General features: G+C 55.6%; 10 protein-coding genes. 6 read left to right on the top strand and 4 right to left on the bottom strand.

Features of this window, described 5'->3' with window-relative positions:
• Nucleotides 1-76: 76 nt before the first annotated feature.
• From K2184_RS15100 to K2184_RS15090, 3 genes are all read left to right on the top strand, one after another.
• Nucleotides 77-982: a cation diffusion facilitator family transporter gene (locus tag K2184_RS15100; RefSeq protein WP_004112917.1), complete on the top strand. Its 906-nt coding sequence runs from the start codon at nt 77-79 to the stop codon at nt 980-982.
• A 326-nt stretch (nt 983-1,308) separates the two neighbouring features.
• A complete protein-coding gene (locus K2184_RS15095) occupies nt 1,309-2,226 on the top strand; it encodes a bestrophin family protein (RefSeq protein WP_004101970.1) in 918 nt (305 codons plus the stop codon).
• A 190-nt stretch (nt 2,227-2,416) separates the two neighbouring features.
• Complete coding sequence (locus K2184_RS15090; protein WP_133497748.1) at nt 2,417-4,717, top strand: FdhF/YdeP family oxidoreductase; 2,301 nt, start codon at nt 2,417-2,419, stop codon at nt 4,715-4,717.
• 42 nt (nt 4,718-4,759) lie between these two features.
• Here the strand turns inward: K2184_RS15090 and K2184_RS15085 are convergent, their stop codons facing one another.
• Both K2184_RS15085 and K2184_RS15080 read right to left on the bottom strand, forming a co-directional pair.
• On the bottom strand, nt 4,760-5,377 hold the full coding sequence (locus K2184_RS15085) for a LysE family translocator (RefSeq protein WP_133497747.1): 618 nt from the start codon (nt 5,375-5,377) through the stop codon (nt 4,760-4,762).
• A gap of 84 nt (nt 5,378-5,461) precedes the next feature.
• Complete coding sequence (locus K2184_RS15080) at nt 5,462-6,274, bottom strand: helix-turn-helix transcriptional regulator (protein WP_123829655.1); 813 nt, start codon at nt 6,272-6,274, stop codon at nt 5,462-5,464.
• Nucleotides 6,275-6,430: 156 nt separating this feature from the next.
• On the opposite strand from K2184_RS15080, the gene K2184_RS15075 reads away from it, so the two are divergent.
• Nucleotides 6,431-7,336 (top strand): LysR family transcriptional regulator, encoded by a 906-nt coding sequence (locus K2184_RS15075; RefSeq protein ID WP_004101980.1) that lies wholly within the window; start codon nt 6,431-6,433, stop codon nt 7,334-7,336.
• On the opposite strand, the gene K2184_RS15070 is transcribed toward K2184_RS15075, so the two are convergent.
• The gene (locus K2184_RS15070) at nt 7,333-8,232 is read right to left on the bottom strand and encodes a LysR family transcriptional regulator (protein WP_064344694.1); all 900 of its coding nucleotides are present in this window, start codon (nt 8,230-8,232) and stop codon (nt 7,333-7,335) included. The two genes, K2184_RS15075 and K2184_RS15070, sit on opposite strands and share 4 nt — an antisense overlap.
• Before the next feature lie 104 nt (nt 8,233-8,336).
• On the opposite strand from K2184_RS15070, the gene K2184_RS15065 reads away from it, so the two are divergent.
• A complete protein-coding gene (locus K2184_RS15065) occupies nt 8,337-9,500 on the top strand; it encodes an MFS transporter (RefSeq protein ID WP_163524951.1) in 1,164 nt (387 codons plus the stop codon).
• A gap of 17 nt (nt 9,501-9,517) precedes the next feature.
• On the opposite strand, the gene K2184_RS15060 is transcribed toward K2184_RS15065, so the two are convergent.
• On the bottom strand, nt 9,518-10,927 hold the full coding sequence (locus K2184_RS15060; RefSeq protein ID WP_163524949.1) for an MFS transporter: 1,410 nt from the start codon (nt 10,925-10,927) through the stop codon (nt 9,518-9,520).
• Nucleotides 10,928-11,216: 289 nt separating this feature from the next.
• Between K2184_RS15060 and K2184_RS15055 the strand changes: the two genes are divergently transcribed.
• Nucleotides 11,217-11,729, top strand: a complete 513-nt coding sequence (locus tag K2184_RS15055; RefSeq protein WP_004101986.1) for an anti-virulence regulator CigR family protein — start codon at nt 11,217-11,219, stop codon at nt 11,727-11,729.
• Nucleotides 11,730-12,083: the final 354 nt, after the last annotated feature.

Here is a 12,083-nt window from a genome sequence, read left to right as displayed (position 1 = left end):
AATGGCGGCGACTTATTCAGGAAAAATTAAGCCTGAACGCGTAGTCTGGCTCTTTTTCTTCGGGGAAGTGTCGGTAATGAAAATAAGTAACGATAAGCAGCGTTCCCAGGTTGCGCGTAAAACGACGCTGGTCAGCGTGATGGTCAATCTCTTTTTATCCAGTTTTCAGATACTGGCCGGGATATTCTCCGGCTCGCAGGGCTTAATCGCCGATGGTATTCATTCTCTTTCCGATTTGGTGGCCGATTTCGTTGTGCTGTTGGCCAATAAAAAAAGCGGCAAACCTTCGGATAGCGACCATCACTACGGGCACCGGCGCTATGAAAACGGCGCTTCACTGGTGATTGGCGCGCTGCTGTTACTGGTTGGCGCGGGTATGCTGTGGTCTGCTTGCGGCAAACTACTGCAACCGGAATCTATTCAGAGTGTGCATATTACCGCGCTGTGGGTGGCGCTCGCCGCGCTGACCGCCAAAGAGATTTTATTCCGCTATATGCTAAGGGCGGCTAAGCAAATCCAGTCCTCTATGCTAATTGCCAACGCCTGGCACGCCCGCTCAGACGCCGCGTCTTCGGTAGTCGTTGCGGTCGGCATCATCGGTAATCTGGCCGGTTACGCCTGGTTTGACCCAGTGGCCGCACTGGTTGTCGGCGCGCTGGTCACCCGCATGGGCTATACCTTTTCGTCTGACGCCCTCCATGACCTGATGGATCGGTCAGTGGATAGCGATAGCGAGCGGCAAATAATCGCCACTATCCTGGCAACGCCCGGCGTCGTGGCGCTGCACGACCTGAAAACCCGTCGTGCCGGGGATTTGATCCTGGTCGATGTGCATGTCGAAGTACCCGGGCATTTATCGGTAGCGGAGGGGCACGATATTGCGCTGCTGGTGCGGACCCGGGTGCTAAGCCACCATAACGTTCTGCATATGATGATTCATATTGACCCGTGTCGCGCAGAGAGCGCCGCGATTGTCGCGTAAATTATTCCCCTGGATTTTCGAGGGTTATGTCGGATTGCGGATAATATTGCCTGCGAAATAAAATAGGACCATAATTCAGCGGCTATTCTTTCATCGCTGATAAATAGCCGGCTGACACAATGTCGTGTTTTTAAACAATATAAGAAACCAATCGGTTAATAGAAACGCTCTATAGCCTGAATAATTCAAGTTACAGGAAGACGGCGGCGCAGGGAGTCCCCAGAATCTGACTTCTGTCAGCGAATGGGGTGCGAGGAAAGCCAATGTCCAGGTAACTTGCCGTTTGACAGGGATATTAACCGTGCGAAATTTCAGGAAGTAATACAATGATTATCCGGCCAGAACAACACTGGTTCCTTCGCTTGTTTGACTGGCACGGCTCCGTGCTGTCCAAAATTGTTTTTCGCCTGCTGCTTAACGTAATGATGTCGATTATCGCCATCATTAGCTATCAATGGTATGAGCGGCTGGGGATCCATCTTACCGTCGCGCCGTTTAGCCTGCTGGGGATCGCCATCGCTATTTTCCTCGGATTTCGCAATAGCGCCGGATATAACCGCTTTGTTGAAGCGCGCAATTTATGGGGGACGGTGCTGATTGCCCAAAGAACGCTGGTGCGCCAGCTGAAAAATATTCTGCCGACGGAAAGCGCAGCCCATCAACGCCTGGTGAGCTATCTGGTGGCGTTTAGCTGGAGTCTGAAGCATCAGCTGCGTAAGACGGATCCGAGCGCTGATTTAGCACGTCTGCTGCCGCCGCACAGCGTAAAGGAAATTCTCGCCAGCTCGATGCCGACCAACCGTATTCTGCTGCTGGCAGGTGATGAGCTGGGGCGTCTGCGCGCAGAAGGGAAGATTGGCGATATCACCTTCAGCCTGATGGACAATAAACTTGATGAGCTGGGCCACGCGCTGGGGGGCTGCGAGCGGCTGGCCAGCACCCCGGTGCCCTTTGCCTATACGCTTATTTTGCAGCGCACGGTGTATCTGTTCTGCGCGCTGCTGCCGTTTGCGCTGGTCGGCGATCTTCACTATATGACGCCGTTCGTGTCGGTGTTTATCTCCTACACCTTCCTGTCGTGGGATTCGCTGGCGGAGGAACTGGAAGATCCGTTCGGTACCGCCGCTAACGATTTGCCGCTGAACGCGATGTGTAACACCATTGAGCGCAACCTGCTGGATATGACCGGACAGTATCCCTTACCGGAGAAACTGGTGCCGGACCGCCACTACAATCTGACCTGATTTTGTGTGTTTATTATTCGTTAAATAAGTTAAATCTAACGCGTGATAGATAACATTGATTATACAGTCATGGCCCTGATTGTTATGCTTTCGTTAACAAAACGCCCGCTATTTTGACGGATAGCGGGTGATAAGACATCAGGCGGCATTTCACCTGCAATCCGCCGCCGAAAGCGCATCAGGAGTCAACATGAGTAGTAGAAGACGCGTCGTTCCCGGCGTCCATCCCTATGATGGTCCGGCGGGCGGCTGGGGTGCCTTAAAAGCCACCGCGATTGCCGTGCGTACGCAAATGGACGCGCTCGATGCTCCCGCCACGCTGCTGCGGACCAATCAGCCGGATGGTTTTGATTGCCCTGGCTGCGCCTGGCCCGACAAAGAGCATAAATCAACGTTTCAGTTCTGTGAAAACGGCGCCAAAGCGGTGACCTGGGAAGCCACCAGTAAACGCGTGACGGCAGAGTTTCTGGCAGCCAATACCGTGACCTCGCTGCTGGCGAGGAGTGATTTCGAGCTGGAAGGCTACGGGCGCTTAACTCAGCCTCTGGCCTATGATCAGGCCAGCGATACCCTGCGTCCTGTCTCATGGGAAGCGGCGTTTGCCCGTATCGGCGCCATTCTCCGGACGCTGCAGCCTCATGAAGTCGAGTTCTATACCTCCGGACGCGCCTCTAACGAAGCGGCCTTCCTGTTCCAGCTGTTCGCCCGCGAATATGGCACCAACAACTTTCCGGACTGCTCCAATATGTGCCATGAGTCGACCAGCGTCGGCCTGCCGCAGTCCATCGGTATCGGTAAAGGGACGGTCTCACTTGATGATTTTGATAAGACCGAGCTGGTGATTTCTATCGGCCACAATCCCGGAACCAACCATCCGCGCATGATGGGCACGCTGCACGAACTGGCGCGCCGGGGCGTGCCGATTATCGTCTTCAATCCGCTAAAAGAGCGGGCGCTGGAACGTTTCGCCGATCCGCAGAACGTCATTGAGATGGCGACCTACAGCTCAACCAACATTGCATCGACTTACTTCCAGGTCAAAGCGGGAGGCGACGCGGCGGCGCTTAAGGGCATCGCGAAGGCGCTGCTGCAGCTGGAAGCAGAGCAGGGCAAAGTGCTGGATCGGGCGTTTATCGATGAGCATACGCTGGGCTTTACCGACTTTGCGCAGGATCTACAGGCGACGCAGTGGCAGGATATCGAGCGCGAGTCGGGTTTAACGCGGGGCGATCTTGAACGGGTAGCGGCGGCCTATGCCAAATCTCACGCCACCATTATCACCTACGGCATGGGCATTACCCAGCATAATAAAGGCACCGCTAACGTCCGCCTGATAGCCGACCTGCTGTTGATGCGCGGCAATATCGGTAAGCCGGGTGCCGGAATCTGCCCGCTGCGCGGACACTCCAACGTGCAGGGTAACCGCACCGTCGGCATCACGGAAAAGCCGAGCCCCCAGTTTCTGGCCAACCTGCAGCGGGTGTTTGGTTTTACGCCGCCGCAGGAGCATGGTCATGATGCGGTAAAAGCGCTGCAGGCGATGATCGAGGGTGAATCGAAAGCGCTTCTCTGCCTGGGTGGTAACTTCGCGGTGGCTATGCCGGATAGCGAACGGGCTTTTCCGGCGATGCGGGGACTGGATTTGAGCGTGCATATTGGCACCAAGCTCAATCGTTCGCATCTTCTGGTGGCGAAAGAGACCATCATCCTGCCGTGTCTTGGGCGAACCGAACTCGATCTGCAGGAGACGGGACGGCAGTCGATCACCGTCGAAGATTCGATGTCGATGGTGCATGCATCGTCGGGCAAACTGAAACCCGGTTCGCCTGAACTGCGCTCGGAACCGGCGATTGTTGCCGGGATGGCCATGGCGACGCTGACGGAGAGCAAAATTGACTGGCTGGCGCTGGTCGCCGACTACGATCGGATCCGCGATCTGATTGAGCAGACCATCCCCGGCTTTGACCACTACAATCAGCGCATTCGCCATCCCGGCGGTTTTCGCATGCCGCTGCCGCCGACGGAGCGTATCTGGCCCACGCCGACCGGCAAAGCGATGTTTTCCGTTTTCGACGGGGTGCACGAAAACCAGCAGGTAGAAGGGCATGAGGTGATGCGCCTGGTGACGCTGCGCAGCCACGATCAATACAACACCACCATCTATGCCATGGACGATCGCTATCGCGGCGTGTTTGGCCGTCGCGACGTGCTCTTTATGAACGAACAGGATATGGCTGAGCTGGGATTTGAACACGGCGACCGGGTGGATATCCGCTCCGCGCTGCCGGGACACCATCAGCGGCTGGAAGATATCACGCTGGTTGCCTACAACATCGCCCCGGGCACCGTTGCGGCCTACTACCCTGAAGCTAACGTTCTGGTTCCTCTGGATTACCTTGATAAAGAGAGTGGAACGCCATCGTATAAATCGGCGCCCGTGCGCTTAACCTTGCGCTCGAAAGAGATTCGCGCGCTGACAGCGCTTCGCTAACCCCTTTTGCCCACGGCGATCGTCGCGTCGTGGGCAAAATCGCTACCTCTGCGCCAGAATGAGCTTAACCCCCAGCCCGACGAAACCGGCGGCAAAGCAGGCTCTCAGCCCCTGTAAAACCCCCGGACGCGTCAGCACGTATCCGCGCATCGCTGCAGAAAAGGCGCCGTAGAGCAGAAAAATCAGCAGCGTCATCAGCATAAACACAGTGCTCAGGATCAGCATTTCGCCGATCGGCGACCTCGAGTTGCGCTGGATAAACTGCGGCAGAAAGGCGAGAAAGAAGAGCGGCAGTTTGGGGTTGAGCAAATTGATCAGGATCGCGTGGCTGATGACCTGACGCGAGTTGCGTTGCTCGATGCCTGTCACGCTCAGGCTCCCGCGCTGGGTCAGGGTGGCCCACGCCAAATACAGCAGCCAGGCAACGCCGGCGTACTTAACCAGCTCGAATGCGCCTGGCGTACCGTGGAGGATGGCCGCCAGCCCGGTTATCGCCGCCAGCATATGTGGAATAATGCCCAGCGTGCAGCCGACGGCCGCGGCAAAACTCATGCGTCTGCCCGCCGTCAGGCCGGTGGCAATGGTGTAAAGCGTCCCGGTACCGGGAGCGATGACGACGATAAGCGACGTTAAGAGAAACTCAGGGCTGATAAATGCCATGATGTCTTCCTGTGGGAGAGAATCGAGGCCCTGAGTATTTCGCAAAGCGCCGCGCGGGTATTGAACAAAATTGCACAGTTTCAGCTAGCGGCTCGCCTGAACGATAGCCTGGTAGCTGCCCGGCGTGACGGCAAACTGTTTTTGAAATGCGCGGGTCAGGTGGCTTTGGTCGGCAAAACCGGCCATGAAGGCGGTATCGGCGAGGGAGTGACCCTCCATCAGCAGACGACGCGCCAGACGAACGCGGGACTGTATCAGATAGGCGTGCGGCGTGATGCCGGTCGCGCGCGCGAAGCCGCGGATCAGCTGAAAGCGGCTGAGACCGCAAAGCCTGGCAAGCGCCTCAAGAGAGATTTTCTCTTCGGGGGCATCATCGAGATATTGTCTGGCCAGCACGATGGCGGGGGAGCCGATTTTGCCCGGCCGCCTGGCGCAGAGATGAAATTGGCAAACCTGCATCAGGCAGAGCAGCAGCGCTTCTTCCACGGCGGCGTCATCCGGCGCGCTGGCAACGATCTCGCGAAACAGCCACTGCATTTGCCCGCGCAGCATCGGGTCTTCGACTACCGGGCGCAGGAGGATCTCTTCAGCCTTCATCTCTCCCTGCAACTCGTCAACGACACGCTCAGGATCGAGATAGACCATCTGCCAGCTGCGCGGGCCATCCAGTGGAATACCATCGTGCATCTCGCCCGGATTAACCATAATGATATCTCCGGCGACGGCCTCAATTTTGCCCAGATGGCTCCACGAACGCTGCGCGCCCTGAGTGAAAATCCCGATACCGAACTGGTCATGGGAATGGCGCGGAAAGCGCTGATCCGTGGCTAACGATATGGCTTCCAGGCCTGGCATGGCCAGCCGGTGCTGCTGAACGTGATGAAGGCGGGTTTTCAACGGTTTCTCCTGCCGGTGCATCCCATGAGTGTAGCCTCAGGCACGCAGGACGAGCAACGGTCGACCGGCGCTTGAATTTCATCAAGGCTGAACATAACATTTAACTAACATTTTTCCTGCTGCACCGGCAGCAGATTGCGCAAACAGTGGATGATAATGGATATTAAACAGCTTAAGTACCTGATTGCGCTCGACAGAACACGACATTTTGGCCAGGCCGCAGCGGCGTGCCACATTACTCAGCCTACGTTATCAATGCGTATTCGCAATCTCGAAGAAGAGCTCAATTTAACCCTTATCCAGCGCGGACAGCGCTTTGAAGGATTTACCCCGGAGGGCGAGCGTATTCTGGCCTGGGCGCGAGCGCTGCTGGCGGCGCATGACGGATTAGAAGCCGAGGCGGCTATCTGTCGGGGGCAGATGGTCGGCCAGCTAAGGGTGGGGATGGTGCCTTTAGCCAGCCTTAATCCGATGCAGTTGATAAAACCGCTGGCGGAGAACTATCCGGAGCTGCAGTTCAGCCTGCTGTCCATGACGTCGGAACAGATTATCGACGGCGTCAGCCGCAACCAGCTGGATTTAGGGATCTGCTACCTGCACCACGTCGATAGCCAGCTGTTCAACGTGCTCTGGCTGCCGCATACGCGTATGGGGCTGCTGCATGATAAACGTCATTATCAGTTTACCGATGCGACGCCGGAGTGGGAGACGCTGGCGGCGCTGCCGCTGGGCTTTCTGACCAAGGGCATGTACTACCGAGAATCGATTGAAATGAGCTTTAAGGCCAAGGGACTGGCGCCAAAATACGTTTTTGAAAGCGATTCAACGTTTCAGATCATCCAGGCGGTGCAGGCCGGGATCTGCTGCGCGATTATGCCGCTGAATAACGGACTGGAAGCGTTAAGCGATAACCTGGAAATCAGGCCGATCGCCGAAACGGAGGTCGACTCGATGCTGGCGCTGATCATGCGCAACAAAGAGCCGGTGTCGTCGCTGGCGGAAAAATGCTTTGCCGATGCCCAGGCGATTTTTAGCGAACGCCAGCAGGATGAAGGCGCTTAGCCTGCCATCTGCCTCTGGATAAATTCAAGCCAGACGCGCATTCTGGCGGGCATAAAATGGCGCTCCCGATAGAGGGCTGAAAGCTGTAACGGCGCCGGCGGTAACTCAAGCGTGACTTCCTGTAGCTCCCCGCGATTAATAAACGGGCGGCAGGGCTGTTCCCCCAGAATAGCGAATCCGACACCGGCAAGAGCGGCATGCAGCGCCATTTCGCCACTGTTGACGCGATAGTGCCCGTTGACGTTAACCTTTTTAAAGCTCCCGTCCGCCGCGGCAAACTGCCAGGCTTGCCCCGCGAGGGCGCTGACGGTGGTTATACAGGGTAGCGAGGTTAATTGCTCGCTGTCTGTCGGCATACCCGTTCTGGCTATCAGCTGCGGAGAAGCGACCACGCAGCAGGGAAACGAAAAGAGCGGGCGCGCAATAACGCTGATGTCTTCCATTTTGCCGCGAGTGATGATCACCGCAATATCCACATCCTCTTTTAACACCTCCATGCCCGCCAGATTAGTCGTACAGCTCACGGTTATTTTTGGATAGCGCAGGGCAAATTGCGCCATTAGCGGCGCAAACAGCGAGGGGCCAATTTCGTTAGGGAGACACAGGCGTAGGAGCCCTTCGGGTTCAGCCTGCTGTTGCGTTAGCTCAGCTTCCGTAGCGGCTAGCTGCTCCAGCACGGGTCGCATACTGGCGAGCAGCGTCTGACCGGCAGAGGTCAGCTTCATATGTCGGGTACTGCGCTGTATCAAGCGCAGCTGAAGGCTCTGCTCAAGCTGGGATATCTGTCGGCTCACGTTCGATGAGGGCATCTGCAGCGCTTTTGCGCCGGCGCTAAACGAGCCATTTTCCGCCACGGTGACGAAGACCCGTAGGGCGTTGAGATCCAATCTTTTCACTCTCGATTATCCCAATTTTGATAACTAACAACCCCATTTTTACCGTCTTATGTCCGGTTTTACCAGACGCTAGACTCCCCGTATTACACAGTCAGGAGTGTTACATGCCCGGATATCTGGTACGAATAACGTTGATCATGGCTTTTGTTCAATTCATCAACGCGCTCGAATATATGATTTTTAATCCCTTATTTGCCTGGATGGCGGCGACGTTTCAGGTGCCGGTAAGCCAGGCGGGTTACGTCACCGGCATTTATACGCTGGCTTCCGTCATTGCGGGGGTCAGCGTCTGGCGATGGGTCGGTAACGTTAAACCGCGGCGCTTTTTGCTCTGCAACATGGCCCTGCTGGGAGGGTTAACGATAATGACGCTGACCACCACCAGTTTTAGCGGATTGTTGTTTTGGCGTTTTCTCGCCGGTCTGGTCGGCGGAACAACGATGGGGGTGGGCAGCAGTTTGCTGGTCAACATTATGCCAGCACACCTGCGTCCTCGGGCGTTGGCCTCAACGATTGCCGCATTCTCGCTGGTCAGCATCGTCGGCATGCCGACGATGTTATTTCTCAGTGAAAAAATCGGCTGGCAGATAGCCCCCGCGACGATCGGCGGACTCTGCCTGATTGCGTTGCCACTGATAAAACTCGCGCTGCCGGAACAGCCCGTTGCGGCGAACCGTCAGGCAGATTTGCGCTGGTCTTCATCGGTGCTGTTTTACGCCTCCGGCAACGCCCTCGCGCAGTTCAGTGCGATGTTAATCATTCCGCTGCTGGTTCCGTTACTGACGGCGAAAATGGGGGCCAGCGGCGATCAATTACCGTGGTTCTTTTTCGCTGGCGGACTGGCGGGGCTGTGCGCCACTAAACTCACCGGCAAGCTATGCCAGCATTACAGCGGCTACCGCATCAGCCTGCTGGCCAGCCTGCTGTTTATACTGAGCCTGAGCATCGCTTTTACCTTCAACCACGGCGGCGGGCTGTTTATGGTGTTGTTTCTGGCGGCCGCCTACTGTCGCCTGGTGGCCTCATCGGCAGTGGCGATGCGTTTTCCAGAGGATGGCGCCAGGGCGGGGTTTACCCTTTTACAAAATACCCTGATGTCATTAAGTACGGCGGCGGCTTTTCTGCTTTCATCATGGTTGTTATCGGTTGCCGGGAATGGCGAGCGGGCGATGAATGGGATATTGCTGTTCTGCGCCCTGAGCGCATTGCCGCTGCCGTGGCTACTACGGGTTCAGGAGAAAAAATTAGCCGCGCGCGCCGCCGGTTAAACCGGCGGCGGCAGTCATCAAATATTCTCCAGGCTAATCCCTCGGGTTTTTGGTCCAAAGGTGCCTACTGAGAGCATCACCATCAGCATGCTGGCGACGATAAAGCTAATTACCCCGGGTGTACCGGCGTATTGCAGAATAATGCCGATCAAAATGCTGGTGATCGCCGTGGACAGGCGGCTAAAGGAGTAGCAAAAGCCGACCGCCCGCGCGCGAATATGGGTCGGGAAAACTTCGGCCTGGTAGGCGTGATAGCTAATGGTCAGCCAGGCGTTTGACCAGGTGATCATAAACCCGCAGATCACCAGCAGCACCGGACTGTTCTGAAGCGCAAACAGGGTACCAAATACCACCGTCATCAGCGCGGAAAGCACAATTTGCCATTTGTTTTCAAAACGATGGACGAAGCGGGTACAAAACAGGCAGCCAATCGGATAGGCGAGGGTAATAAAAAACGCATACAGCAGGCTGTGGGTGATGCTCGCTCCCTGGCCGGAAAGCAGGGCCGGTAGCCAATTGCCGAAGCCAAAGAAGCCGATGGCCTGGAAGAAGTTCATCACCATCAGCATAATCGTGCGTTTGCGGTACTGCGGCGCCCAGATCGCTTTAAAACTTCCCAGCCTGCGCGGATGCTCCTGCGTCTGCACCTGATGGCGCGGCGAGGGAGAAACGCCGCAGCGCTGTTCCATTTCGCACATGACCTTATGGGCCTCATCATGGCGGCCCTTTTCCTCCAGCCAGCGCGCCGATTCCGGCAGCTTCTTGCGGATGACCCAGATGATCAATGAGCAGAGCGCGCCGAAGATAATCACCCAGCGCCAGCCGGTCAGGCCAAAAAGGGTAATCGGCACCAGCATCCACGACATCAGCGCCACGGCGGGAACCGATAAAAACTGAATAAAGAAGGCGAAAGCGAAGGCTTTATTGCGCAGATGCGTCGGCACCCATTCGCTTAAGTAAGTGTCGATGGTCACCAGCTCAATACCGAGACCGATGCCCACCAGAAAGCGGCAGAAGATAACCCCTTCAGCGCTGCTTTGCAGGGCCATCATCAGGGAAAACACGCCGTACCAGGCGAGGGCGAACATAAACGTCAGGCGGCGGCCCAGTTTGTCCGCCAGCGGCGCAAGCAGGCTGGCGCCGATAAACAGCCCCATAAAGGTAGACGAGGCGAAGGCGGCCTGGTCTGAAATCCCGAAAATACCCTGTTCGCCGGTATGGAAAATATTCTCTGCCAGCAGCCCGGTACTGATATAACCGGTCTGAAAAAGATCGTAGAGCTCGAAGAAACCGCCCAGCGCCAGAAGGGTGATAAAAGACCACAGGCCAACGGAGGCGGGCAGCGCATCAATGCGAGCGGTCAGGCTGGAGTGGGAGCGTCCCGGAGAGGCGAACGCGGCGTCGCCCAGGACCTGGGTGGTAGACATATTATTATTTTCCTTAGATGAAATGTTTGCCTGCTAATGTTATTTGATTGTTAATGGTTTTAAATTTTTAATCGCATCGGTGAAAAGGCATTTGCAGAATAAAATAACGTGAATAAGGTTTGGTTGGCGTTGTATGCTGGTTTCTGCGTTTGACCCGCCCAAAGGTTGAAGGAATTCACCATCATGCCGCTAAGTTTTGACCAGAATTTCATTTAGGAAAACGAGAGATTGTTGCGCTGAGGTTATTCATCTACATTCATAGCGAGTACTCCCTCTCAGGAAAAAAATCATGTCCAGAAAGCAAGTTTTGCAAGCGGCGCTGGCGGCGGCGCTTTCGCTGACCATGATGGCGACGCCTGTTTTCGCCAACCCCGGTAACGGCAACGGCGGCGGTAATCATGGTAATAGCGGTAACCATGGGAATAACGGTAACAACGGCAATAGCGGTAAAAACAACGTTGATAAGGGCAACAAGGGTCATAAAGAAGGAAACCCGGGGCAGAGAAAAAATTACGGCAAACCCGATCATGTCTCTGCCGATATCAGCTTCTCCAGAGCGCGTTCGCTGGCGGTAAACTACGGTTTAACCGGCTATCAGTCGCTGCCGCCGGGGATAGCAAAAAACCTGGCTCGCGGAAAACCTCTGCCGCCGGGGATTGCCAAAAAAGCGGTTCCGGCATCGATGCTTAACGAACTGCCGTACTATCCTGGCTATGAATGGCGCGTGGTGGGCCAGGATTTGGTGCTAATCGCGCTGAGTACGGCGATCGTGACGTCGATAATTAATGGCGTCTTTGATTAGTCAATTAACCCCGGTTCGCGCCGGGGTTAAGGTTATCGTGGCGGGAGTTGCGCATTAAGGTCATTCTAAACAAATCGTCACTAAAGCGAGATTTTAACTTTACTCGAATAATTGAATGACTATAATGAGCACAAATTCACGCAGGAGAAATATGTTGGACAGTCACCCTTACTTAAACATCAAGGCAAGCTGACGCTATTTTTTCTGCGCTGCTTGCCAACCGGCGGGCAGCAATCTCCTCATCCAGACGATTGCATCCCATAAAAATAACGCAGCATGGCTGCGAGGATAATCGTCATGTTCATGTTTAAAAATACATTATTCCCTCCACCGTCAACACGACGTTAATCGCCT

This window comes from Klebsiella sp. K5-306 (assembly GCF_051835185.1).
In the GTDB taxonomy this organism is placed as follows: Bacteria; Pseudomonadota; Gammaproteobacteria; order Enterobacterales; family Enterobacteriaceae; genus Klebsiella; species Klebsiella oxytoca.
The sequence above is the reverse complement of the archived record's forward strand: the minus strand, read 5'-3'. Positions and strand labels throughout refer to the sequence as shown.